This is a genomic window from Limnohabitans radicicola, from assembly GCF_014837235.1.
In the GTDB taxonomy this organism is placed as follows: Bacteria; Pseudomonadota; Gammaproteobacteria; order Burkholderiales; family Burkholderiaceae_C; genus Limnohabitans_A; species Limnohabitans_A radicicola.
The window spans coordinates 212479-234672 of record NZ_JACYFT010000001.1 but is presented as its reverse complement, the minus strand read 5'-3'; the positions used below and the strand labels follow the sequence as shown (position 1 = coordinate 234672).

The 22194-nt window shown below is 64.8% G+C and carries 24 protein-coding genes; 13 read left to right on the top strand and 11 right to left on the bottom strand.

Features of this window, described 5'->3' with window-relative positions:
- Positions 1-30: 30 nt before the first annotated feature.
- Complete coding sequence (locus IC609_RS01220) at positions 31-1218, bottom strand: acyl-CoA dehydrogenase (protein WP_191817637.1); 1188 nt, start codon at positions 1216-1218, stop codon at positions 31-33.
- Positions 1219-1318: 100 nt separating this feature from the next.
- Between IC609_RS01220 and IC609_RS01215 the strand changes: the two genes are divergently transcribed.
- From IC609_RS01215 to IC609_RS01195, 5 genes are all read left to right on the top strand, one after another.
- Positions 1319-2209: a LysR family transcriptional regulator gene (locus IC609_RS01215; RefSeq protein ID WP_191817636.1), complete on the top strand. Its 891-nt coding sequence runs from the start codon at positions 1319-1321 to the stop codon at positions 2207-2209.
- 29 nt (positions 2210-2238) lie between these two features.
- Positions 2239-2772, top strand: coding sequence for a peptide-methionine (S)-S-oxide reductase MsrA (gene msrA, locus IC609_RS01210; protein ID WP_191817635.1), 534 nt, complete (start codon positions 2239-2241; stop codon positions 2770-2772).
- Positions 2773-2826: 54 nt separating this feature from the next.
- Positions 2827-3198 carry a hypothetical protein gene (locus IC609_RS01205; protein WP_191817634.1) on the top strand — a complete coding sequence of 124 codons (372 nt, stop codon included), beginning with the start codon at positions 2827-2829 and terminating at the stop codon, positions 3196-3198.
- 76 nt (positions 3199-3274) lie between these two features.
- Positions 3275-5254 (top strand): TonB-dependent receptor, encoded by a 1980-nt coding sequence (locus IC609_RS01200; RefSeq protein ID WP_225223944.1) that lies wholly within the window; start codon positions 3275-3277, stop codon positions 5252-5254.
- Between the two features lie 91 nt (positions 5255-5345).
- Complete coding sequence (locus IC609_RS01195) at positions 5346-6302, top strand: AEC family transporter (protein ID WP_191817632.1); 957 nt, start codon at positions 5346-5348, stop codon at positions 6300-6302.
- A 12-nt stretch (positions 6303-6314) separates the two neighbouring features.
- Here the strand turns inward: IC609_RS01195 and pdxH are convergent, their stop codons facing one another.
- Positions 6315-6947 carry a pyridoxamine 5'-phosphate oxidase gene (gene pdxH, locus IC609_RS01190; protein WP_191817631.1) on the bottom strand — a complete coding sequence of 211 codons (633 nt, stop codon included), beginning with the start codon at positions 6945-6947 and terminating at the stop codon, positions 6315-6317.
- A gap of 93 nt (positions 6948-7040) precedes the next feature.
- On the bottom strand, positions 7041-7655 hold the full coding sequence (locus IC609_RS01185; protein ID WP_191817630.1) for a gamma-glutamylcyclotransferase: 615 nt from the start codon (positions 7653-7655) through the stop codon (positions 7041-7043).
- A 51-nt stretch (positions 7656-7706) separates the two neighbouring features.
- Here IC609_RS01185 and IC609_RS01180 point away from each other — a divergent pair, with 51 nt between their 5' ends.
- The 3 genes from IC609_RS01180 to eda all read left to right on the top strand — a co-directional run bounded on the left by IC609_RS01180 (position 7707) and on the right by eda (position 10564).
- Entirely contained in the window at positions 7707-7925 is a 219-nt protein-coding gene (locus tag IC609_RS01180; RefSeq protein WP_191817629.1) for a hypothetical protein, read from the top strand.
- A gap of 171 nt (positions 7926-8096) precedes the next feature.
- Positions 8097-9938, top strand: a complete 1842-nt coding sequence (gene edd, locus IC609_RS01175) for a phosphogluconate dehydratase (RefSeq protein WP_191817628.1) — start codon at positions 8097-8099, stop codon at positions 9936-9938.
- Positions 9929-10564, top strand: coding sequence for a bifunctional 4-hydroxy-2-oxoglutarate aldolase/2-dehydro-3-deoxy-phosphogluconate aldolase (eda, locus tag IC609_RS01170; protein ID WP_191817627.1), 636 nt, complete (start codon positions 9929-9931; stop codon positions 10562-10564). Before edd ends, eda begins: the two co-directional genes overlap by 10 nt.
- Positions 10565-10593: 29 nt before the next feature.
- Here the strand turns inward: eda and IC609_RS01165 are convergent, their stop codons facing one another.
- The 3 genes from IC609_RS01165 to IC609_RS01155 are packed head-to-tail and all read right to left on the bottom strand — an operon-like array spanning position 10594 to position 12252.
- Complete coding sequence (locus IC609_RS01165; protein ID WP_191817626.1) at positions 10594-11271, bottom strand: SDR family oxidoreductase; 678 nt, start codon at positions 11269-11271, stop codon at positions 10594-10596.
- Positions 11272-11296: 25 nt separating this feature from the next.
- On the bottom strand, positions 11297-11695 hold the full coding sequence (gene gloA, locus IC609_RS01160) for a lactoylglutathione lyase (RefSeq protein ID WP_191817625.1): 399 nt from the start codon (positions 11693-11695) through the stop codon (positions 11297-11299).
- Positions 11692-12252, bottom strand: a complete 561-nt coding sequence (locus IC609_RS01155) for a PaaI family thioesterase (RefSeq protein WP_191817624.1) — start codon at positions 12250-12252, stop codon at positions 11692-11694. The genes gloA and IC609_RS01155 overlap by 4 nt, the downstream gene beginning before the upstream one ends.
- 142 nt (positions 12253-12394) lie before the next feature.
- Here IC609_RS01155 and IC609_RS01150 point away from each other — a divergent pair, with 142 nt between their 5' ends.
- Together IC609_RS01150 and IC609_RS01145 are read left to right on the top strand one after the other, a co-directional pair.
- A complete protein-coding gene (locus tag IC609_RS01150; protein WP_191817623.1) occupies positions 12395-12772 on the top strand; it encodes a VOC family protein in 378 nt (125 codons plus the stop codon).
- Positions 12772-13542 (top strand): tRNA-uridine aminocarboxypropyltransferase, encoded by a 771-nt coding sequence (locus IC609_RS01145; RefSeq protein WP_191817622.1) that lies wholly within the window; start codon positions 12772-12774, stop codon positions 13540-13542. Before IC609_RS01150 ends, IC609_RS01145 begins: the two co-directional genes overlap by 1 nt.
- Here IC609_RS01145 and IC609_RS01140 read toward each other — a convergent pair.
- Genes IC609_RS01140 through IC609_RS01130 form a run of 3 tightly spaced genes read right to left on the bottom strand, consistent with a single transcriptional unit; the run spans position 13521 to position 16032 of the window.
- Positions 13521-14171 carry a 2-dehydro-3-deoxy-6-phosphogalactonate aldolase gene (locus IC609_RS01140; RefSeq protein WP_191818856.1) on the bottom strand — a complete coding sequence of 217 codons (651 nt, stop codon included), beginning with the start codon at positions 14169-14171 and terminating at the stop codon, positions 13521-13523. The two genes, IC609_RS01145 and IC609_RS01140, sit on opposite strands and share 22 nt — an antisense overlap.
- A gap of 2 nt (positions 14172-14173) precedes the next feature.
- Positions 14174-15073, bottom strand: coding sequence for a 2-dehydro-3-deoxygalactonokinase (locus IC609_RS01135; protein WP_191817621.1), 900 nt, complete (start codon positions 15071-15073; stop codon positions 14174-14176).
- Positions 15070-16032 (bottom strand): sugar kinase, encoded by a 963-nt coding sequence (locus IC609_RS01130; RefSeq protein WP_191817620.1) that lies wholly within the window; start codon positions 16030-16032, stop codon positions 15070-15072. Before IC609_RS01130 ends, IC609_RS01135 begins: the two co-directional genes overlap by 4 nt.
- 92 nt (positions 16033-16124) lie before the next feature.
- Here IC609_RS01130 and IC609_RS01125 point away from each other — a divergent pair, with 92 nt between their 5' ends.
- The gene (locus IC609_RS01125; RefSeq protein ID WP_191818854.1) at positions 16125-17405 is read left to right on the top strand and encodes an alanine racemase; all 1281 of its coding nucleotides are present in this window, start codon (positions 16125-16127) and stop codon (positions 17403-17405) included.
- Positions 17406-17446: 41 nt separating this feature from the next.
- Here the strand turns inward: IC609_RS01125 and denD are convergent, their stop codons facing one another.
- The gene (gene denD, locus IC609_RS01120) at positions 17447-18451 is read right to left on the bottom strand and encodes a D-erythronate dehydrogenase (RefSeq protein WP_191817619.1); all 1005 of its coding nucleotides are present in this window, start codon (positions 18449-18451) and stop codon (positions 17447-17449) included.
- 15 nt (positions 18452-18466) lie between these two features.
- Positions 18467-20203 carry an IlvD/Edd family dehydratase gene (locus tag IC609_RS01115; protein WP_191817618.1) on the bottom strand — a complete coding sequence of 579 codons (1737 nt, stop codon included), beginning with the start codon at positions 20201-20203 and terminating at the stop codon, positions 18467-18469.
- Positions 20204-20388: 185 nt separating this feature from the next.
- Between IC609_RS01115 and IC609_RS01110 the strand changes: the two genes are divergently transcribed.
- Entirely contained in the window at positions 20389-21135 is a 747-nt protein-coding gene (locus IC609_RS01110) for a FadR/GntR family transcriptional regulator (RefSeq protein WP_191817617.1), read from the top strand.
- A gap of 44 nt (positions 21136-21179) precedes the next feature.
- On the top strand, positions 21180-22187 hold the full coding sequence (locus IC609_RS01105; protein WP_191817616.1) for a TRAP transporter substrate-binding protein: 1008 nt from the start codon (positions 21180-21182) through the stop codon (positions 22185-22187).
- The last annotated feature ends 7 nt before the right edge of the window (positions 22188-22194 follow it).

Sequence of the window (22194 nt, the reverse complement as noted above, 5' to 3'; positions counted from 1 at the left end):
CGTAGACCTGGATGGCTGTGTGGCTGGCACTCAGTTCGAGAAAGCCGCGATCCCGGTGATGGCCCGGCCCAAAATCAGGGCGTGCACGTCGTGGGTGCCTTCGTAGGTGTTGACCACTTCCAGGTTGACCAGGTGGCGGGCCACGCCGTATTCGGCGCTGATGCCGTTGCCGCCCATCATGTCGCGGGCCAGGCGGGCGATGTCGAGCGCCTTGCCGCAGCTGTTGCGCTTGAGAATCGAGGTCAGATCGACCGAGGCGGTGCCTTCGTCCTTCATGCGGCCCAGGCGCAGGCAGCCTTGCAGGCCCAGGCTGATCTCGGTCAGCATGTCGGCCAGTTTTTTCTGGATCAGCTGGTTGGCGGCCAGGGGACGGCCAAACTGCTGGCGGTCCATCACGTACTGGCGGGCGCGGAAGAAGCAGTCTTCGGCGGCGCCCAGCGCGCCCCAGGCGATGCCGTAGCGGGCGCTGTTGAGGCAGGTGAAGGGGCCTTTCAAGCCACGCACTTCAGGGAAGGCGTTTTCTTCAGGGCAGAACACCTCGTCCATCACGATCTCGCCGGTGATGGAGGCGCGCAGGCCCACCTTGCCGTGCACCGCAGGGGCGGACAGTCCTTTCCAGCCTTTTTCGAGGATGAAGCCACGGATCTGGCCGCCATCGTCCTTGGCCCAAACCACGAACACGTCGGCGATGGGGCTGTTGGTGATCCACATCTTGGCGCCCGAGAGGCTGTAGCCGCCAGGCACTTTCTTGGCGCGGGTGATCATGCTGCCGGGGTCAGAGCCGTGGTTGGGTTCGGTCAGGCCAAAGCAGCCGACCCACTCGCCACGCGCCAGCTTGGGCAGGTATTTTTGCTTTTGTGCTTCGGTGCCGAACTCGTTGATCGGCACCATCACCAGCGACGACTGCACGCTCATCATGGAGCGGTAGCCCGAGTCCACGCGCTCGACTTCGCGGGCCACCAGGCCGTAGCAGACATAGTTGAGGCCCGCGCCGCCGTATTGTTCGGGGATGGTGGCACCCAAGAGGCCCAGCTCGCCCATCTCGTTGAAGATCGAACGGTCGGTGGTTTCGTTCAAGAAGGCGTCTTTCACACGGGGCAGCAGGCGTTCCTGGCAGTAGGCGCGGGCGGCTTCGCTGACCTGGCGCTCGTCGTCGGTCAGTTGCTCAGCCAGGTGAAAGGGGTCTTCCCAGTTGAAGGTGTTCTTGGTGGTGGCCATGGGGGTGTCTCCGTGAAAAAAGTCTTGGGTCCGATTGTCAGGGTGGCATGAATAGCTGTCTAATATTGATTATGGATTCATCAATATAAATTTTTAATACATGGAATTCCGTCATCTCCGTTATTTTCTGGCCCTGGCCGAGGAACTGCACTTTGGTCGGGCGGCCCAGCGGCTGTCGATCTCGCAGCCACCGCTGTCGCTCAATATCCAACAGCTCGAAGCGTCTGTGGGCGCGCAGCTCTTCACCCGCAACAGCCGGGGCGTGCAGCTCACCGCCGCAGGCCAAGCCTTTGTGCCCGCCGCCCGTGCGCTCTTGGCGCAGGCGAGCGACGCCGCCCGCGAAGCGCGCGAGGTGGCTGAGGGGCAGTCGGGCGAGCTGCACATCGGCTTTGCTGGCACCATGCTGTACTGCGGTTTGCCGCAGTTGCTCAGCCGCTTTCAGGCCAGCCACCCGCGCCTGAAGCTGGTGCTGCTGGAGCTCAGCTCCAGCGAGCAGCTGTCCGAGCTGGTGCGTGACCGGCTGGACGTGGGTTTTGTCCACACGCCACGCGTGCCGCCGGGCTTTGACCAGGTGCTGGTGGTGAGCCAGCCGCTGGTGGCTTGCCTGCCGCAGTCGCACCCGCTGGCCCGGGCTGATGTGGTCGGGTTGGACCAGTTGCGCGGCGAGGCGCTGGTGGTGGTTTCGCGCACGGTGTCGCCCGACTACCACGCCCGCATCCTGAGCGAGTGCGAGCAGGCGGGCTGGTTGCCGCCAGCGGTGCACGAGCTGCGCCACTGGCTGAGCGTGGTATCGCTGGTGTCACAGGGCCAAGGCGTGGCGCTGGTGCCGCAGGCCTTGCAACAATCGGCTTTGGCCGGGGTGGCCTTTGTGCCGCTGGCCCAGGCCGATGTGCGTTACGACACGCGCTGCCTGTGGCGCAGTGGCCGCGACCAGATGGCGCTCAAGGACTTCGTGCAGGCGGTCAGCGCCGATTTCGCCCCGGCCGGATAATCGCCCACTCCACAACGCAAGGGGATGAGATGACCGACACATTGGTGCTGGGCGGCGGGTGCTTTTGGTGCACCGAGGCGGTGTACGTGCAGGTGCGCGGTGTGCTGGATGTGGAGTCCGGCTACAGCAATGGCCATGCGCTGAACCCCACTTACGAGCAGGTGTGCACCGGCACCACGGGCCACAACGAGGTGGTCAAGCTGCAGTACGACCCGGCCCAGGTCAGCACCCGTGAGCTGCTCGAAATCTTCTTTGTCATCCACGACCCCACCACGCTGAACCGCCAGGGCCATGACGTGGGCACGCAGTACCGCAGCGGCATTTACTTCACCACACCCGAACAGCAGCAGGTGGCGCAGGCGCTGATCGCCGAGCTGAACGCGGCGCAGGCCTTTGGCCAGCCCATCGTGACCGAGGTGTTGCCTTTGGCCAACTACAGCGCGGCCGAGGACTACCACCAGGACTTTTTCGAGCGCAACCCGCACCAGGGCTACTGCCTGGCGGTGGCGGCGCCCAAGGTGGCCAAGTTCCGCAAGACTTTTGTGCGCCTGGTGCGTGATTGAAGCCGGTGCAGCAGGTCACGGTCCTGTCATCGTTTTGATGTTCCAATGGCATTGATGTCCTTACGTCGTTCACTTCCTCCAACAGCGCGCTGGCGTGTCGCATCGGCCTTGTGGCTGATCGTGGCGCTGCTCTGGGCGCCCATCTGGGGTCAGTGGCATGGCATCGCGCACCAGGTGCAGCAGGCGGTGGCTGCGCCCGCAGCTGCAGCGCCCGTGGTGGGCGACATGGACGAAGGCCACGCACCAGGCTCGGCGCTGTGCCTGGTTCTGGACCATCTGGGCCACGCCAGCGCCCTGAGTGCCTGGCCGCTGCAGGTCAGCCTTCTGTTGCTGACGCCCAGCGTGCCTGCGGGTCTGACGTTCCCTGCCGTGGTTGCGCGGCTCTGCTGCACGCCACCCGCACGCGCGCCCCCGACCTGGACCTGAAATACCGACCGTTGTCTGCATGACCCTGGCCAGTGGCCGGGGCGTCAGACGAGTTTCTGTTTTTCAAGTCCAGACCATGCATTCCTATTTCAAGTTGTCGCCGCTGGCCTGCGCTTGCGCCTTGTGCTCGGCCATGGCGCAAACCACGCCCGGCGAAATCATCATCACCGGCAACCCCCTGGGGCGCGAGCAGACCTCGGTGCCCGCCAGCGCTTTGGGGCGCAGCGATCTGATCGAGCGCGGGCAAAGCACCTTGGGCGAGACCCTGAGCGGCTTGCCCGGTGTGTCGAGCACCTACTTTGGTCCCAACGCCAGCCGCCCCATCATCCGGGGGCTGGACGGTGACCGCATCCGGGTGTTGAACAACAGCGCCTCCAGCGTGGACGTGTCGGCGCTGAGCTTTGACCATGCGGTGCCGCTCGATGTGCTGTCGACCGAGCGCATCGAGGTCCTGCGCGGCCCGGCCGCCTTGCAGTACGGCGGCAGCGCCGTGGGCGGGGTGGTCAATGTGATCGACAACCGCATCCCGCGCGAGCCCTTGTCAGGGCTGTCGGGCAAGGCGCAGTTGCAGGGGGCCACGGGCAACCGCGAGCGCAGCGCAGCTGCACTGCTGGAGTCGGGCAACGCGCGCTGGGCCTGGCATGTGGACGGCTTCGACCGCCACACGGGCGATGTGCGTGTGCCGCTGAGCGTGGCCTGCGACAAGACGGGCGAGACGCGTTACGCAGCGCGCATCTGCAATTCGGCCAGCCAGTCGCGGGGTGGCGCCGTGGGGGCCAGTACTTTTTGGGACCATGGCTATCTCGGGGCTTCGGTGAACACCCACCAAAGCGACTACGGCACCGTGGCCGAAGACCAGGTGACGATCGGCATGAAGACCACGCGCTATGCGCTCGAAGTCCAGCAGCGCCAGTTGCCTGGTTGGTTCGAGAGCGTCAAAGGCCGCTTGGGCCACACCGACTACCGGCACACCGAGTTTGACAACGGTGCCCCGGGGACCGTGTTCGCCAACCAGGGTCAGGACCTGCGCATCGAGGCGCGACACCGCGCGCTGCTCGGCTGGCAGGGTGTGCTGGGCGCGCAGGTGGAGTCGGGGCGCTTTTCAGCGGTCGGGGACGAGGCCTTTGCCCCGTTCAGCCAGACCCGCAGCCAGGCGCTGTTTGTACACGAAGTCTTGCCCACCGCCTGGGGGCAGTTCAATGCCGGGGCGCGCTGGGAGTCGGTGCGCGTAGCGTCTTTGGGCAACCCGTCATTGGACCGTTTTGAAGTGGGCACGAGGGCGTTCGCACCCTGGAGTCTCGCTGCTGGCACGCTGGTGCAGATTGCGCCCGCCTGGCGCCTGACGGGCAACGCCGCGATGACGCAGCGTGCGCCCAAAGACTACGAGCTTTTTGCCAATGGCCCACACCTGGCCACGCACGCCTGGGAAGTCGGGAACAGCCAGCTGGGTCTGGAAAAATCCAGAAGTCTGGACGCGGGGCTGGCGTGGCAATCGGGCCCCCATCGCATGGGCATCACCGCCTTTGCCAGCGACTTTGACAACTTCATCGCTTTGCTGGCCACGGGGCAGACGCAGGACAGTTTGCCGGTGCAAACCTACCAGGGTGTGAAAGCGCGTTTTCGTGGTCTGGAGGCCGGTGGTCGCCAGCGCCTGTGGCAAGCCGCCTCCACGCTGGACCTGGACTGGCGCGCCGACATCGTGCGCGCCCGCAACGACAGCACGGGCGAGCCCTTGCCCCGCATCGCACCGCTGCGGCTGGGGGCCACGCTGGCCTATGCCCAAGGTCCTTGGCATGCCAAGTTCGGGGCCGATTGGCACGCGGCACAACACCGTGTGCCTGCGGGCAGCGTGGCCACGGTGGCCTACACCCTGGCCAACGCCAGCGTGTCTTATCGCCAGAAGCTGCCTGGGTTGACGCTGGACTGGTTCGCCCGCATCGATAACCTCACCAACCAGCTGGCCTACAGCCCGACGTCGATCCTCACCAGCACCGCTTTTGGCAAGTCGCCTTTGCCCGGGCGCAGCTTCAAGCTGGGTGTTCAGGCCGGGTTCTGACCACTGGCCAAGGCACAACGCGACGGACGCATGGGCCTTGTAAGTGGTTTCCGAAGACGGCCCGCTGGTGTGGCCCGGGATAATTCGGGGCATGAACCTTGACCACCCCGTTTTGTCTTCGCTGCTGCCGGTGGTGGTGCTGATCTTCATCGGCTACATGGCCGGGCGTGCGCGTCTGGTGCGGGGCGAGTCGGTGCGGGACCTGTCGAACCTGGTGTTCTTGGTGCTGACGCAGGCGCTGCTGTTTCGCACCATGGCCAGCTCGCATGTGGCGCAGCTCGACTTTCGCCCGGTGATGCAATACTTTTTGGTGGCCAGCGTGCTGTTCTTCACCATGCTGGCGGTGTACGGCGGCAACAGCCGGGCCTCGGTCATGGCGCTGGCGGGCATTTTCAGCAACACCTTGATGATCGGTGTGCCTTTGGTGGGCCTGGCCTACGGGCAAGCCGGGCAGGTGCTCTTGTTCACCTTGATCTCGCTGCACGCACTCATTTTGCTCAGCATCGCCACGTTGGTGCTGGAGTTGCAGGTGGCACGCGAAGCCGCTGCGCAGTCGGGCGACGTGCGCTCGGTCTGGCGCACGGTGGGCTCTGCGGTGCGCAACGCCATCATCCACCCCGTGCCGCTGCCCATTCTCGCTGGCATCGCTTACTCGTTCACCGGCTGGGGCTTGCACCCCGTGATCGACAAACCTTTGCTGCTGCTGGGCAATGCCTTTGGGCCTGTGGCGCTGGTGCTCGTGGGCATCACCTTGTCGCAGACGCCCGTGGGCCAGCAGTGGAAAACCGCGCTGCGGCTGTCCTTGGTCAAGACCGTGGTCCACCCGGCCCTGATGGCCGCGGTGGGCTGGCTCTTGGGCCTGCGCGGCCTGCAGCTGGGCGTGATGGTGCTGGCCGCGGCCCTGCCGATCGGCGCCAATGTATTCCTGTTTTCTCAGCGCTACCGCAAAGAAGAAGAGATGATCACCGCCGCCGTGGGGGTGTCTACGGCTGTGGCCCTGGTCAGCATCACGGTGGTACTGGCTTTGCTGCCCCTGCTGCCGACCTGATGGCCCAACCGATCAGGGTGCGAGGCGCTCGCGCAGCCACTGGTCAGCGTCCAGGCGGTAGCGCAGACGGTCATGCAGGCGGCTCTTGCGGCCTTGCCAGAACTGCCATTCGTCAGGCACCAGGCGGTAGCCGCCCCAGTGCGGTGGGCGCGGCGGGTTGAGCATGAATTGCGCCGCGTACTTGGCGGCGTTGGTCACCAACACCGTGCGCCCGTCGATCACCTGGCTCTGCGGTGAGGCCCATGCCCCGATGCGGGAGTCCAGCGGACGGCTGTGGAAATAGGCGTCGCTTTCTTCGTCGCTGACTTTTTCCACCCGGCCTTCGATGCGCACCACGCGTTCGAGTTCGACCCAGTGAAACTGCAGTGCGGCAAAAGGGTTGCCTGCCAGCTCTTGGCCTTTGCGGCTGTCGTAATTGGTGTACCAGACGATGCCGCGCTCGTCGTAACCCTTGATCAGCACCACGCGGGTGCTGGGGCGCAGGTTGCTGGCCACCGTGGCCAGCGTCATGGCGTTGGGTTCGGGCACTTCGGCGGCGATGGCTTCTTGCAACCATTGGCCAAATTGCTTCAGCGGGTCAGCGTGCGAGGCGTTTTCGTTGAGCTCGGCTTTTTCGTAGCTCTTGCGCAGGTCGGCGATGTTCATGGCCTGAGTATAGGCAGGCCCTGTGTGTGTCAGTCCGCTGGCGGTCGGTGGGCTTGGTGCGGGCAGGGGCTTGGCCGCTGGCGGTGCTGCCCTTCAGTTGGCGTGGCGCAGCACAGCGGCCAAGGCCCGGTCTTCGATGCCGTGGGCCAGCAAACTCTCGTAGGTTTGCCGTGCGTAGTCGAGGGTGGTGCCAAAGCGGCCGCTGGCGTTTTGAAAGATGTGCCGATAGGTCTCGGCGGGCAAATGCCCCGTGAAACTGGGGCTGGTGCGTGGCAAGGTGAAGGCCAGCGCTTTGACGGTGCCCTCGGGTGTCTGGCAGGGCAACCAGCAGGGGGTGTAGACGTCCATCGGCATCTCTCTGGCCCAAAGCCGGACCAGCACCTCATCGGCCTGCTGACGGTCCACCCTGTACACCACGCCCTGGCAGCTGCCGCCCGGCAGCAGGGCGAATACCAGTCCCGGGCATTCCGGGCTGCCACGGTTGAGGCGGCTCCACATCTTGAGGGCGCGGTGCCAGCCCCAGACACGCGTGATGTACTGCTCCTGGGCTTCGAATTCGGGCCGCCACAGCAGCGAGGCGTAGCCAAAGACCCAGAGGTCCTGGCCTGCAATGTGCGCCCTGAAGCGCTCCAGCAAAGCCCCCTGGTAGGCCGTGGACGCCCCCTCTGCGGCAGTGCTGCTTTGGGCATCAACGGATGTGTCAGTCATGTGCAACAAGGCCCCATTACAATCTGCGCATTATTTTCGGAGAAAACAAACATGTCGACCGCTCAAGATGACAATCAACCCGTGGTGTGGGCCGTTTTGGTGGCCGTGATCGTGCTGGCCGTGGGCCTGGCCGTCGGTTTTGGCATTGCCAAAAGCAAAAAAGCCGCACCTGCTGCCCCCGTCGCTGCTACCGCGCCTGCTGCCGAAGCCTCTGCACCCGTTGCCGAAGCTTCTGCCGCGCCTGCCGCCGAGGCTTCTGCCGCCAAGTGATCCTCGGCACGCGCCAGGGCACAAAACCCGCCGCGGCGGGTTTTTTTGCGTCTGAAGTGGCGCTTTTGCGAGTTGTACCCAGTCTGTAACCAGCCCAGGCCACCAAAGCAGGAGAAGGCGGTTACCATCGCGGATGTAATTTAGTTACCACGCCTGCAATGGCGCAAGGACATGACCCTTCATCCGACATTGGCCGCCGTCACCGCCCGCATCACCGAGCGCAGCCGCCCGACCCGCCAGGCTTATTTGCAACAGGTGGACGCCGCAGCCCAGCGCGACCCCGGCGCCCAGCGCCTGGGCTGTGCCAACGTGGCCCACGCCTTTGCGGCCATGCCCGAGGCTGACAAAAGTCGCGCCACGGCGCTGGACAAAATCAAGGTGGTGGCCCCGCGCGCGCCCAACATTGGCATCGTCAACGCCTACAACGACCTGCTGTCGGCCCACGCGCCGCTGCAGCACTACCCCGACCTGATCAAGGACGAAGCCCGCAAGCTGGGCGCCACCGCCCAAGTGGCCGGGGGCGTGCCCGCCATGTGCGACGGCGTGACCCAGGGCACACCCGGCATGGAACTCAGCCTGTTCAGCCGCGATGTGATCGCGATGGCCACGGCGGTGTCGCTCAGCCACGATGTGTTTGACGCCGCCCTGATGCTGGGCGTGTGCGACAAGATCGTGCCAGGCCTGCTCATAGGCGCTTTGCAGTTCGGCCACCTGCCCACGGTCTTTGTGCCGGCTGGGCCCATGACCAGCGGCCTGTCCAACAGCGAAAAATCCAAGGTGCGCGAGAAAGCCGCGCAGGGCCTGGTGGGCCGCCCTGAATTGCTCGAAGCCGAATCGGCCGCCTACCACGGCGAGGGCACCTGCACCTTCTACGGCACGGCCAACAGCAACCAGCTGCTGCTCGAAGCCATGGGCCTGCACGTGCCGGGCACGGCCTTCATCAACCCGGGCGAGGGTGCACGCGCTGAACTGACCCGCGAAGCCGCACGCACCGTGCTGGCGCTGGTGAAAGACAAAAATTTCACACCCATCGGACGTCTGGTCGATGAGCGCTGCATCGTCAACGCCATGGTCGCCTTGCTGGCCACCGGCGGCTCGACCAACCACCTGATCCACTGGGTGGCGGTGGCGCGTGCCGCAGGCATCGTGATCGACTGGGACGACTTCGCGGCCCTGTCGGAAGTGGTGCCCTTGCTCACCCGCGTCTACCCCAACGGCAGCGCCGATGTGAACCAATTCCAGGCTGCAGGCGGCCCAGGCTACGTGATCCGCGAACTGCTCGACGCCGGGTTGATGCACATCGATGTGCTCACGGTGCGACCCGGCGGTTTGCGCGAGTTCACCCGCATTCCGGCCTTGCAGGACGGTCAGCTGGTCTGGCACGACGCTGGCCCCAGCAAGGATGACACCGTGGTGCGCCCCGCCAGCAGCCCTTTCAGCGCCACGGGTGGCCTGAAAGTCTTGCAAGGCAATTTGGGCCGCAGTGTGATCAAGATCTCGGCCGTGCCCGAAGCCCTGCACACCATCGAAGCGCCTGCCCGTGTGTTCAGCTCGCAAGACGAGTTGCATGCCGCGTTCAAAGCTGGTGAGCTGGACCGCGATGTGGTGTGCGTGGTGCGCTGGCAAGGCCCCCAAGCCAACGGCATGCCCGAGCTGCACAAGCTCACCCCTCCGCTGGCCGTGTTGCAAGGCAAGGGCTTCAAGGTGGCACTGGTGACCGACGGCCGCATGAGCGGTGCCTCGGGCAAGGTGCCTGCGGCCATCCATGTCTCGCCCGAAGCGGCAGCCGGTGGCCCGCTGGCCAAAGTGCAAGACGGTGACTTGATTCGCCTCGACGGCGTGGCAGGCACCCTGCAGGTGCTGGTGAGCGAGGCCGAATGGGCCGCCCGCCCCCTGGTCCAAATGCCTGCCGAGCTGCGTGCCGCCAACGGGGTGGGCATGGGCCGTGAACTGTTTGCCAACTTGCGCCGCAATGCGCTCAAAGCCGAAGAAGGAGCCTGCACATGGCTGTGAATCTGACTGCCCTGCAAGTGATGCAGGACGCCCCCGTGATCCCCGTGATCGTCTTGAACGATGTGGCCCACGCTGTGCCCATGGCCCGCGCTCTGGTGGCGGGCGGCATCCGCATGCTCGAAGTGACTTTGCGCACCCCGCAGGCACTGGCTTGCATGGAAGCCATCGCCAACGAGGTGGAGGGTGCGGTGGTCGGTGCCGGCACGGTGCGCAGCCCGCAAGATGCGGCTGCAGCGGTCAAAGCCGGTGCCCGTTTTGCCGTGAGCCCCGGCTACACCCGCGCGGTGGGCCAGGCCTGCCGTGACCATGGTTTATCGCTCTTGCCCGGTGTGGCCACCGGCAGCGAAATCATGATGGCCCAGGAAGACGGCTACACCGAACTCAAATTTTTCCCGGCCATGCAGGCGGGCGGCCCCGCCATGCTCAAGGCCTGGAGCGGTCCGTTCTTCGATGTGAAGTTCTGTCCCACAGGCGGCGTCACGCAGCAAAACGCCAACGACCTGCTGAGCTTGCCCAATGTGGCCTGCGTTGGCGGCTCGTGGCTGGTGCCCTCCGATGCGCTGGCCCAAGGCGATTGGGCGCGCATCGAAGCGCTGGCCCGCGAAGCCAGCCAATTGCCGCGCTGAGGATTGAAGGGCGCAGCAAATGCGCCCGATCAGCGCACCGCCCAGCCGCCCGACATCGGAAACACCTGTCCGACAAAGCAGCTGGCCGCGTCGCTGCACAGGTAGGCCACAAAGCGGGCGTCTTCTTCGGCTTTCACCAGGCGGCCCAACGGCACTTCACGTTTCAGGCGCTCCTGAAAACGCGGGTTGGCTTGCACTTCGGGCGGGAAGTAGGTGGGGTTGTCGACAAAGTTCTGCGCCACGACATTGAGCTGGATGTTGTCCGGGGCCAGCTCCACACCCGCCGCCTGCACATAGGCCAGCTGTGCACCGCGCGCCGCGCTGTAGCTGGCGGCACGCTTCATGCCGCGCAGGGCCGAGGCGCTGCCCATCACCACGATCTTGCCGCCGCCCCGTGCCTTCATGCCGGGCACCACCGCGCGCACCAGGCGCGGCAGTGGGTCGACCATCACTTCAAACACCTGCCGCCATTCGGCTTCGTCAATTTGCGTGACGGGGGTGGACGGCGCAGGCAGCGCCAGATTGATGACCAACGCATCGAGCGGCCCTGCCGCCTCGACCACGGCTTGTGCGTCTTGCGGGTGGGTGAGCAGACGCGCGTCGGCGATCACTTCGGCGCCACAGGCGCGCAACTCGTGGCACAGGGCCGGGCCCATGAAGTCTTGGGCCTGGGTCACCAGGATGCGTTGGCCAGTCAGCGAGGTCATGGTGGCGGTCTCCGTCAGTGAAGGCTCACAGCTGGGCGTATTCCGCCCGCTGAATCAGCTCAATCTTGTAACCATCGGGGTCGGTCACGAATGCGATCACGGTGGTGCCACCCTTGACCGGGCCGGGCTCGCGGGTCACGTTGCCGCCAGCGGCCTTGATCTTGTCGCACGCGGCATGCACGTCGGGCACCCCCAGCGCGATGTGGCCGTAGGCGGTGCCCAGCTCGTAGCTGTCCACGCCCCAGTTGTAGGTCAGCTCCAGCTCGGCGTGTTCGGGGTTCTTGCCATAGCCCAAAAAGGCCAGCGAGTATTTGTACTCGGGGTTTTCCGAAGTGCGCAGCAGTTGCATGCCCAGCACCTGGGTGTAGAAGTCGATCGAGCGTTGAAGGTGGCCAACGCGGAGCATGGTGTGAAGGAATCTCATGGTTTGGATTGTGTTGGCATTTCAAAAACCAGGCAGGCGGTGCTGGCATGGGCGTACAGGGTGCCGTCGGGGCCGACCAGTCGGGCTTCGGCGGTGGCCAGTTGGCGGCCGCAGTGCACCACCTGGCCAATGGCCCGCACGCGCTGCACTTTGGGGGTCAGGGCCTTGACCAGCTTCACGCTCAGGTCGGCCGTGGTGTAGCCCCGTCCGGGCGGCATCATGGTGTGCACCGCGCAGCCCAGGGCCGAGTCGAGCAGGGTGGCAAACCAGCCGCCGTGCACGGTGCCCAAAGGGTTCATGTGGTTCAGGCCAGGCGCACCTTGAAAAATGGCCTGACCTGCGCTGACGTCGATCAGCACAAAGTCCAGCGTTTTGGCGATGCTGGCATAGGGCAACTCGCCGCTGAGCAGGCCTTGCATGACTTGCAGGCCGGTTTTGCCGGCGACTTGCTCGCGCGTGGCGACGCCCGGGCCAGCGCCTTTGTCCAGCCGTTCGCGCACTGTGCGCTCTTGCGCGAGCCATTCATCGGGGGTGTTGTCGTGGGATGGAGTGGGCATGGTTTGACAGTGAAATGAGGGAAGCGCCGAGCTTGCACGATGGGCCAGATGCGGCGCAACCACCTGGGTGACTCGGGTCACGGACATGGCCCCGTTATGATGACCCAAACCCTTCGGTTCCTCACGTTGATGGAGAAAACAGATGTTCAGTCATGTCATGGTCGGGGTCAAAGACCTCGAAGTTTCCAAAAAGTTTTACGACGCCGTGTTGGGCACATTGGGCTTGCCCCCAGGTGTGGCCAACAACCAGCGTTACTTTTACCGCAGCCCCACGGGCTCTTTTGGTATCACCACCCCCATCAATGGCGAAGCCGCCACGGTCGGTAACGGCAGCACCATCGGTTTCAAAACGACTTCGCCAGAGCAGGCGGATGCTTTCCACCAAGCCGGTGTGGCCAACGGTGGCGTGACATGTGAAGACCCTCCTGGCTGGCGCGAAGGCCCCTCGGGCAAACTTTATCTGGCCTATCTGCGCGACCCCGACGGCCACAAAATTTGCGTCTTGTACCGCCCCACGTGATGGGGGTTGTGGTGCCGCATGCCGTGGCCCGGCTGCGGGCCCAGCGGCTGGCGCGCAGCGTCAAACCGTTCATGGCCCGTGGTGGCATCAAGGGCGAGCGTTGCCCGGGCTGCCGTCTGGTGCCCAGCCACTGCATGTGCTGCGTGCGCCCGGCTGTGCACACCCGCGCGGGTGTGTGTTTGCTCATGGCCGACACGGAACCGCTCAAGCCCAGCAATACCGGCTGGCTGATTGCCGATGTGGTGCCCGACACCTTTGCTTTTGGATGGGCGCGCACCGAGGTGGACCCGGCTTTGCTGGCAATGCCGGCCGACCCGCAGTGGCAGCCTTTGGTGGTGTTCCCGGGGGAGTTTGTGGCACCCGAGCGCATGGCCCGGAGCGTGCCTGCCCATGGAACGGGCAAACGGCCCCTCTTCATCTTGCTGGACGCGACCTGGCCTGAGGCACGCAAGATGTTCCGCAAGAGCCCTTACCTCAACGATTTCCCGGTGCTCAGTCTGAACCCGGAGCAGGTTTCACGCTATGTGCTGCGCCGCTCGCGCAGGCAAGACCATTTTTGCACCAGCGAAGTGGCGGCCCTGTGCCTGGAGATGGCGGGCGAAGCGTTGGTGGCGAACACCTTGCAGGCGTATCTGGAGGTGTTCACCCACCACTACCTGCAAGCCAAGCACCAGCAGCCGCCTGATTGGGGTGGGCAGGCGCACACGGCGCTTGGGCTTTGCACTCAGGCCGTTGCGCAGACCCGTCTTCAAGCGGCCACGGTGGCCTGAAAGGCCCGCACAAAAGCGAGCGCTTTGTCTCGCACCTGCTCGGCGCTGCGCCCCGGTGCATACAAGGCCGAGCCCAGACCAAAACCCGAAGCCCCAGCGGCGCGGTAAGCGGCCATGTTGTCGGGCGTGATGCCGCCCACAGGCAGCAAGGCCGTTGTTTGCGGCAGCACCGCCCGCAGTGCTTTCACGGTGGCAGGCAAGATCATCTCAGCAGGGAAAAGCTTGAGGCCATGTGCGCCCGCATCGAGCGCGGCAAAGGCCTCGGTGGGGGTGGCCACACCGGGCATCACCACCATGCCCAGCGCCAGGGCCTGCGCGACCACGGCGGGGTTGAAATTGGGGGACACAACCAGGCGGCCACCCGCAGCGTGCACCTCTTTCACCTGCTGCGCGTTGAGCACCGTACCCGCGCCGACCAAGGCTTGTGGGTGGCGATGCGTCAGCGCGGCGATGCTTTGCAAAGGCTCGGGCGAATTCAGCGGCACCTCGATGAGGGCAAAGCCACTGCTCACCAGCGCGTCGCCGATGGCGGGCGCTTCGGCGTGCGTGAGGCCGCGCAGGATGGCCACCAAAGGCAGCTGCGCCATGGCTTGTGCCAGGGCTGAGGCGGGTGTGGGCAAAGCGGTCATGGTCATGGTGAAAGGAATGAAGCAGCCAGCGCGAACAAACCCGCCCAAGTGGCCTCGGCCCCGTGGCTTTGGCTGGCGATGTTCAGCTGCTGCAGGGCCAGCGTGTAGCGCTGGGTCAGGGTGTGGTTGCCGATCAGGATCACCGGGTCTGCATTGGTTTTCAGGTCCTGGTGGCGCAGCTCTTCGCCAATCAACAGGCCCGACAGGTAGCTGGGCTGGGCGGCCGCGCTCAGGCGATCGAACAGGCCCAGGGTACGCACCGAAAACAGGTGGTGCAACACGCCGCCGGGCTGCGGGGCTTGGTGAAGGCCTTGCACAAAAGCCGCTTCGTCAAAGGGCCCGGCCAGGTCCATGGTCTTGCCCAGAATCGAGTGCTGGCCCATCAGGGCAAACACCTCGCCGGTCATGAAGGTCTGGAAACGCCGCACGCGGCCCGCCTGCACCTGCACCCATTTGCTGTGTGTGCCGGGCAGCACCAGCGTGGCGCTGTCTCGCCCGGCCCGTTGCAGCGCACCAAAAATCTGCACTTCTTCCCCGCGCATCACGTCGGGGGTGTGTGGGGTGTCAGACGTCGTGCAGCTCAGTCCCGGCACCAAGGCGATGCGAGCAGGCTGCAACCACAGGAGGTGCTGAGCCAGTTCGGCAAAGCCTGCAGGGCAAGGGCAGTAGGGCGCTTCTTGCCAGCCCTGGCGGCTGCCCGCCATGCCCGAGATCAGGCACAGGGCATCGGGCGCTTGCAACCAGTCGCCAAAGAGTTCGTGCAATACGGCTTCAAACTGCCCGGGCGGCACGGTGAGGATGCCGCGTGGAAATTCGCGCGAATCCAGCACCTGGCCCGCGTCGCCCAGCCGCGCACCGCGCAGCGAGGACGTGCCCCAGTCGATGGCGATCAGGGGCCTCATGCGGGCCCCTCTTTCGTCAGAAGTTGCGCCACCGCTTCGCTGCGGGGGAGCGGTGGCACCGCGCCAAACCCTTGCACCGACAAAGCCGCTGCCGCGTTGGCATAGGCTGTGGCGGCCCACAGGGTGTCGCCTGCCGCCAGGCGGGCGAGCAGGTTGCCTGCAAAGCAGTCGCCTGCGCCGGTCGCGTCGACGGCCTGCACCGCATGGCCGGGCAGCTGGCGCTGCGTTTGTCCGTCGCTGGCGAGCGCGCCATCGGCCCCGAGTTTCAGCACCACTTGCGCTGCGCCCTGGGCGTGGCTCCAGGCGACGATGTCTTGTGCCTGGGTCAGGCCCGTGAGCGCCGTGATGTCTTCGAGGCTGGGCAAAAACAGGTCGCACAGGCCCACCGCATGGCGGATGCACGCTTGTGCACGGGCCAGCGGCCACAGTGACAGGCGCAGGTTGGAGTCGAGTGCCACGCGGGTGCCCACGCTGCGGGCGTGCTGCATGGCGGCAAAAGCCGTGTCGCAGGCCGAGGCCGAAATGGCCAGCGTGATGCCCGACAGGTGCAGCCATTGGCTTTGCTGCACGGCGTCGGCCCAGTGTGTGGTGTCGCAGGGCTGCATGCGGCTGGCAGCGGACCCGGCGCGGGCGTAGCTGAAGTGGTGGCCCTGCGCATCGTGGCTCACGAAGTAGATGCCGGTGGCGGCTTGCGCATCGCGCAGCACCCAGCGCGTCTCCACCCGCTCGCGCTGCCACAGCGCCATCAGGTGCTCGCCCCAGCGGTCGGTGCCCAGCCGTGTGAGGTAGGCCACCTGCGCGCCCGCACGGGCTGCCGCGATGGCGGCGTTGCTGGTGTCGCCCCCAAAGCCTTGCAGATAGAGCGGGGCTTCATCTTCGCTCTGGTGCCGGGTCTGGTTGAACTCGACCATGGCTTCGCCCAAGGCCACGATGTCCAGGGTTTTGGGGGGTGCGTTCATCTCAGGCCTCGCATGGCGTGGCAGTGCTGAATGGGAGAATCAGCGCCTGACGGGGGAGCGCCCCGAACGGCGACAAGAGGATGATCATGGACATGGAACACGGTTTTGTACTGGATGCACATTGCAAAGGTTACCCGCTCGCAGCCGGGCCGTGTGCGGTGTCCGACCTGGCCGCACGTGGCTGGAACCTGCTGGACGACGCGCTGGCTTACCCTGTGGCCGTGCTGCGCCGCCCGGCACTCTCGCACAACCTGGCCTGGATGCAGGACTTTGTGCAGCGCAAGGGCGTGGCCCTGGCTCCGCATGGCAAAACCACCATGTCGCCCGAGTTGTTTCGCCTGCAGCTGCAGGCCGGGGCCTGGGGCCTGACTTTTGCCAACGTGCACCAGCTGCGTGTGGGCCTGGCCGCAGGGGCGCAGCGCGCCATCATCGCCAACCAGCTGGTGTCCGACGCGGACCTGGACGGGCTCGACACCTTGCTCATGCAGTACCCCGAGGTGCGGGTCTGGTTTTTGGTGGACTCGCTGGCCCAGCTCGATGCCCTGGCCGACTGGGGCCAGCGTCGCCAGAACACCCGCTGCTGGGACGTGCTGCTGGAGCTGGGCATCGCGGGCTACCGCACCGGTTGCCGCACGCACGAAGAGGCGCTGGCATTGGCGCAGGCCATCGCGGCCTCGCCGGTGGTGAGGCTGGGTGGGGTGGAGTGTTACGAAGGCGGTTTGGGCCAATGCGAGAGCGCGCACGACAGCGCGGCGGTGAGCGCCCTGGTGCGCAGCGTGCAGGCGCTGGTCCAGCAAATCGATGCGCAAGGCCTGTGGGGCCGCGATGAGGTGTTGCTTTCGGCCGGGGGCTCGGCCGTGTTCGACCTGGTGATCCCGATGCTGAAGCTGCAGGTTCAAAGCCGTCCGGTCCAAGGCGTGCTGCGCTCGGGCTGCTATGTGACGCACGACCACTGGAACTACGCCCGCTACCTCAAGCTGGTCGAGCAGCGCGAGGGCCTGAGCGCGTCGCTGAAGCCTGCCCTGGAGGTCTGGGCCATCGTGCAGTCGGTGCCCGAGCCGGGGCTGGCCATTCTGAGCGCCGGGCGGCGCGATCTGTCCTTTGATCAGTGCATGCCCATGCCGGTGCGCTGGGCGGCGCGGGGACAAAGCGGGCCAGGGGCCATCCAGGCCGCGCCGGGCAGTTGGCAAGTCAAGGCCTTGAGTGACCAGCACGCCCACATGGTGTTTGCCATGGATGGCCCGGTGCCCCGTGTGGGCGACCGCATCGCCTTGGGCATTTCCCACCCCTGCACCACGTTTGACAAGTGGCGCTGGATGGCGGTCATTGAAGACGATGGCCGCATCAGCGGGGCGATCAGCACGCATTTTTGAAAGGCACGCCACGGCCCATGGTACAGGCCGTGGGCCGCGCTTCACTTCAGGCCGTTCAGGGCCTCGGCCGGGTAGCCGGGGCGCGTTTTGCAGTCTTCGATGTATTGCTCGATGATGGCCTCGAAGTTGCTCTCGGCTTTCAAGCCCAAGGCGTTGGCCCGCTCGGACGTCGAGCCCCGGGACCAGTTGGCCACAATGCCCGCCACACGCTCATCGCGCTCGAACTTCACCCGTGCGCGCACAGCGGGGCCTGCGACTTTTTCGAGGGCATCGAGCATCTGGCCCACGGTCACGTTGAGCCCTGGCAGGTTCAGCGCCATGCGACCCCCCACCGCTTCGCGGCTGGCTTCGAACACGGTGATCAGGCCGTGGATGGTGTTGCCTGGCGAGGACAGCGGGTGCGACACGCTGGCATCCACCGGGCAAACGGCGTCCACGCCCGAGAGGGGTTCGCGGATGATGCCGCTGAAAAACGAGGAGGCTGCACCATTGGGCTTGCCGGGTCGCACCGCCACGGTCATCAGTCGGGCCGAGCGGCCGTCGATGTAGCCCTTGCGGGTGTAGTCGGCCACCATGTGCTCGATCATGAGTTTGTGTGTGCCATACGACGTTTGCGGCGTGGGCAAGGTGGTGTCGGTCACCAGGTCGGGCATGGGGTTGCCGATGTCGGGGCCGAAAACGGCCACCGAGCTGGCAAACACCAGTCGGGATGCTTTGCCCGAGGCACGGATGCTGTCGAGCAGCAATCGGCTGCTGTCCACGTTGGAGCGCAGGCCCAGGTCAAAGTCGAGCTCGCACTCGCCCGACACCGCAGACGCCAGGTGGAACACACCGTCAAAGCCGCTTTTGAACAGATCGCCTTGCTCCAGCATGGGGCCAGCATGGCCTTTCACGCGAGGATCGGCCAGCAGGTCGGCCGGTGCAGGAAAGAGGTCGGCAATGACCACTTCGGAGACGGTTTGGCCGTTGAGCTGGCCTTTTTTCAGAATCTCGCGGGCCAGACGGGCACCCAAAAATCCGGCACCGCCGGTGATCAAAATGCGCATGTTTTTCTCCGTGAATCAGTGGTTGTCTTTGGGCACGGCCGCGCCGCGCTGGCCGACCAGAAAGTCCATGTCCGCGCCTTCGTCGGCTTGCAGCACATGGTCGATGTAGAGCTTCCAGTAGCCCGATGGCATGGCCGGTTCAGGTTTTGTCCATTGCGCCAGGCGCTTGGCCAGTTCTTCGTCGCTGATGAGCAGCTGCAGTTTGCGCTCGGGCACGTTGAGCTCGATCATGTCGCCGTTTTGCACCACGGCCAGCGGGCCACCGGCGGCCGCCTCGGGCGCAGTGTGCAGCACCACGGTGCCGTAGGCCGTGCCGCTCATGCGGGCGTCCGAGATGCGCACCATGTCGGTGATGCCCTTGCGCAGCACCTTGGGCGGCAACGGCATGTTGCCCACCTCGGCCATACCGGGGTAGCCCTTGGGTCCGCAGTTTTTCAAAACCAAAATGCAGTTCTCGTCCACATCCAGATTCTCGTCGTCGATGCGCTTGTGGAAGTCGTGGCTGTCTTCAAACACCACGGCGCGGCCGGTGTGCACCATCAGCGCAGGTGTGGCGGCGCTGGGCTTGATGACCGCGCCACGCGGGGCCAGGTTGCCGCGCAGGATGGCGATGCCGGCCTTTTCCTTGAAGGGTTCGTCAAACTTCTTGATGACACGCGGGTCGTAGTTCACAGCATGGGCGATGTTCTCGCCCACGGTCTTGCCACTCACGGTGACGATGTCTTTGTGCAGCAGGTGCTCGATCTCCTTCATCACCACGGGCAGGCCGCCCGCGTAGCAGAAGTCCTCCATCAGGTGCTCGCCTGAGGGCTGCAGGTTCAAGAGGCAAGGCAGCTCGCTGCCCAGGCGCTCGAAATCGTCCACGGTGAGCTTGAGACCGAGGCGACCCGCAATCGCGATCAGGTGGATCACCGCGTTGGTCGAGCCGCCAATGGCCGCCAGTGTGCGGATGGCGTTTTCAAAGGCTTCACGGGTGAGCACTTGGCTGATGGTCTGGTCGGTGTGCACCATCTCGACGATGCGCCGACCGGCCTCGCGGGCCAGCACATTGCGGCGGCCGTCCACGGCGGGGTAGGCGGCGTTGCCGGGCAAGCCAATGCCCAGGGCCTCGACCATGCTGGCCATGGTGCTGGCGGTGCCCATGGTCATGCAATGGCCGTGGCTGCGGTGCATGCAGCTTTCGGCTTCAAAGAAGTCTTGCAGCTTGAGGGTGCCAGCGCGCACCTGCTCGCTCATGCTCCACACGCCGGTGCCCGAGCCCAATTCTTGCCCGCGCCATTTGCCGTTCAGCATGGGGCCGCCCGAGACGCCGATGGTGGGCAGGCCCGCGCTGGATGCACCCATCAGCAAGCTGGGGGTGGTCTTGTCGCAGCCCATCAGCAGCACCACGCCGTCAATGGGGTTGCCACGGATGGATTCCTCGACGTCCATGCTGGCCAGGTTGCGGTACAGCATGGCCGTGGGGCGCAGCAAGGTTTCGCCCAGCGACATGACCGGAAATTCGAGCGGGAAGCCGCCGGCCTCGTACACCCCGATCTTGACCTGCTCGGCCAGGGTGCGGAAGTGCGAGTTGCAGGGCGTGAGTTCGCTGAAGGTGTTGCAGATGCCGATCACGGGGCGACCATCGAATTGGTCGTGCGGCACGCCTTTGCCCTTGACCCAGCTGCGGTAGGCAAAGCCATCGCGGTCTTGTCGGCCAAACCATTGCTGGCTGCGCAGGTCTTCGGGTTTTTTGCGGGGGGAGGAGGACATGGGTAAAGAGCCTGAGTCGGTGGTTGGCGAATGCATTCAATCGTATGATGAATGAAATCAGTCGGCCACCATGTAAACCCTGAGACAGCTTGGAATTGGCAGACGAGCGCTGTGGCCTTCAGGGTTTTCCGCAGGGTTGAAACGCCTCATTCATCATATGATTGCATGCATTCACTGCATCGCTCATGGTCAAAAACGCACACGGTCACACACTGGATTTGCTGGGACAAGCCATCTTGTCCGGCCAATACCCTGTGGGCGCGAGCTTGCCGCCGGAGCCTGTGTTGTGCGAGCAGTTTGGCGTCAGCCGCACGGTGGTGCGCGAGGCCATCAAGTCCCTGGTGGCCAAGGGTCTGATTTCGACCGGCCCCAAAGTGGGGACACGGGTGCTCCAGGATGACCAGTGGAACTGGTTCGACCCCGATGTGATCACCTGGCAAGCGCATGCGGGTTTGACGCCTGAATTTTTGCGTGACCTGCAAGAGCTGCGCCGCGTGGTGGAGCCCGCCGCCGTGCGTCTGGCGGCTGAAAAAGCCACCCCGCAAGACATCGCCGAAATCGAAGAAGCCTATGCCGGCATGAAGCTGGCGGTGGAACAAGGTGGCGACTATGTGGTGCACGACCTGCGCTTTCACCAGGGCTTGCTGCATGCCTCGCACAACCGCATGCTGATCCAGATGGGCAAGGCCCTGAGCGCCTTGCTGCGCACCAGCTTTGAGATTTCCACCCGCATTCAGGACGGCCCCCGCAGTTCATTGCCCTTGCACCGTGCTGTGCTCGACGCCGTGATCCAACATGCGCCAGCCAAAGCCGAGCGGGCCATCATGGTGCTGATCAATGGTGCCCATGAAGACATCGAGCGCGTGGTGTCCACGCGGCGAAAAATCCCAGGCCTGACGGGTGTGCCCGCACGCTTGAAGAAAGTGGCTTGAGTTTTTCTGATTTTCAACCCTGTGTTTTATATAAGGAGACAAACATGTTCAAACGCAGAAATCTGGTGACCCTGCTCGCAGGCACCTTCCTGGTGGCCAGCAGCGCCATGGCGCAGTTCTCGGAGCGCAACATCAAATTCACCAACGGTGTGAATGAAGACCATCCTGTGGGCGTGGGCGTGAAGAAGATGCAGGAAATCCTGGCCGCCAAAACCGGCGGCAAGATGAAGATCACCGCCTTCTGGGGCGGCATGGCGGGCGGTGACCTGCAGGCCACCCAGGCCCTGCGTGCGGGGACGCAAGAAATGGTGTGCACCTCCAGTTCGCCGCTGGTGGGCATCGTCAAGGAACTGGGCGTGTTTGACCTGCCTTTCCTGTTTGCCAACGAAAAAGAAGCCGATGCGGTGCTCGATGGCCCGGCTGGCAAGTACTTCAACGCCAAGCTTGAAGCCGCAGGCCTCGTGAACCTGGCTTACTGGGAAAACGGTTTCCGTAACCTCACCAACAGCAAGCGACCGGTGGCCAAGCTCGAAGACTTTGAGGGCGTCAAGGTCCGCGTGATGCAGAACAACATCTTCCTGGACACCTTCAAGACCCTGGGCACCAACGCCGTGCCCATGGCCTTCCCCGAAGTGTTCTCGGCCTTGGAAAGCCGCGCCATCGATGGCCAGGAAAACCCCTTTGTGACCATTGAAACCTCCAAGTTCAATGAAGTGCAAAAGTACCTGAGCGTGACGCGCCACGCCTACACGCCTTTCCTGATCCTCTACAGCAAAAAACTGTGGGACCAGCTGAACCCGCAAGAGCAAGCCGTGTTGCGTGAAGCGGCCATCGAAGGCCAAAAGGTTCAGCGTGCGGCCAACCGTGCCCTGAACGAAAAGTCGCTGGCCTCGCTCAAGACCAAGGGCATGCAGGTCAACGAAGTGAGCTCGGCCGAGCAAAGCCGCATCCGCACCAAAGTGGCTGCGGTGTATGACAAGCACAAGGACTCGATCGGTGCCGACGCCATCAAGGCGGTGCAGGACGAGCTCAAGAAAGCACGCGGCGGCTGAACCATCC

What these genes read in the sequence shown, in the direction of transcription:
- IC609_RS01220 (WP_191817637.1), bottom strand. Translation starts at nt 1,218, where the DNA reads ATGGCCACCACCAAGAACACCTTCAACTGGGAAGACCCCTTTCACCTG.
- IC609_RS01215 (WP_191817636.1), top strand. Translation starts at nt 1,319, where the DNA reads ATGGAATTCCGTCATCTCCGTTATTTTCTGGCCCTGGCCGAGGAACTG.
- msrA (WP_191817635.1), top strand. Translation starts at nt 2,239, where the DNA reads ATGACCGACACATTGGTGCTGGGCGGCGGGTGCTTTTGGTGCACCGAG.
- IC609_RS01205 (WP_191817634.1), top strand. Translation starts at nt 2,827, where the DNA reads ATGTCCTTACGTCGTTCACTTCCTCCAACAGCGCGCTGGCGTGTCGCA.
- IC609_RS01200 (WP_225223944.1), top strand. Translation starts at nt 3,275, where the DNA reads ATGCATTCCTATTTCAAGTTGTCGCCGCTGGCCTGCGCTTGCGCCTTG.
- IC609_RS01195 (WP_191817632.1), top strand. Translation starts at nt 5,346, where the DNA reads ATGAACCTTGACCACCCCGTTTTGTCTTCGCTGCTGCCGGTGGTGGTG.
- pdxH (WP_191817631.1), bottom strand. Translation starts at nt 6,947, where the DNA reads ATGAACATCGCCGACCTGCGCAAGAGCTACGAAAAAGCCGAGCTCAAC.
- IC609_RS01185 (WP_191817630.1), bottom strand. Translation starts at nt 7,655, where the DNA reads ATGACTGACACATCCGTTGATGCCCAAAGCAGCACTGCCGCAGAGGGG.
- IC609_RS01180 (WP_191817629.1), top strand. Translation starts at nt 7,707, where the DNA reads ATGTCGACCGCTCAAGATGACAATCAACCCGTGGTGTGGGCCGTTTTG.
- edd (WP_191817628.1), top strand. Translation starts at nt 8,097, where the DNA reads ATGACCCTTCATCCGACATTGGCCGCCGTCACCGCCCGCATCACCGAG.
- eda (WP_191817627.1), top strand. Translation starts at nt 9,929, where the DNA reads ATGGCTGTGAATCTGACTGCCCTGCAAGTGATGCAGGACGCCCCCGTG.
- IC609_RS01165 (WP_191817626.1), bottom strand. Translation starts at nt 11,271, where the DNA reads ATGACCTCGCTGACTGGCCAACGCATCCTGGTGACCCAGGCCCAAGAC.
- gloA (WP_191817625.1), bottom strand. Translation starts at nt 11,695, where the DNA reads ATGAGATTCCTTCACACCATGCTCCGCGTTGGCCACCTTCAACGCTCG.
- IC609_RS01155 (WP_191817624.1), bottom strand. Translation starts at nt 12,252, where the DNA reads ATGCCCACTCCATCCCACGACAACACCCCCGATGAATGGCTCGCGCAA.
- IC609_RS01150 (WP_191817623.1), top strand. Translation starts at nt 12,395, where the DNA reads ATGTTCAGTCATGTCATGGTCGGGGTCAAAGACCTCGAAGTTTCCAAA.
- IC609_RS01145 (WP_191817622.1), top strand. Translation starts at nt 12,772, where the DNA reads ATGGGGGTTGTGGTGCCGCATGCCGTGGCCCGGCTGCGGGCCCAGCGG.
- IC609_RS01140 (WP_191818856.1), bottom strand. Translation starts at nt 14,171, where the DNA reads ATGACCGCTTTGCCCACACCCGCCTCAGCCCTGGCACAAGCCATGGCG.
- IC609_RS01135 (WP_191817621.1), bottom strand. Translation starts at nt 15,073, where the DNA reads ATGAGGCCCCTGATCGCCATCGACTGGGGCACGTCCTCGCTGCGCGGT.
- IC609_RS01130 (WP_191817620.1), bottom strand. Translation starts at nt 16,032, where the DNA reads ATGAACGCACCCCCCAAAACCCTGGACATCGTGGCCTTGGGCGAAGCC.
- IC609_RS01125 (WP_191818854.1), top strand. Translation starts at nt 16,125, where the DNA reads ATGGAACACGGTTTTGTACTGGATGCACATTGCAAAGGTTACCCGCTC.
- denD (WP_191817619.1), bottom strand. Translation starts at nt 18,451, where the DNA reads ATGCGCATTTTGATCACCGGCGGTGCCGGATTTTTGGGTGCCCGTCTG.
- IC609_RS01115 (WP_191817618.1), bottom strand. Translation starts at nt 20,203, where the DNA reads ATGTCCTCCTCCCCCCGCAAAAAACCCGAAGACCTGCGCAGCCAGCAA.
- IC609_RS01110 (WP_191817617.1), top strand. Translation starts at nt 20,389, where the DNA reads ATGGTCAAAAACGCACACGGTCACACACTGGATTTGCTGGGACAAGCC.
- IC609_RS01105 (WP_191817616.1), top strand. Translation starts at nt 21,180, where the DNA reads ATGTTCAAACGCAGAAATCTGGTGACCCTGCTCGCAGGCACCTTCCTG.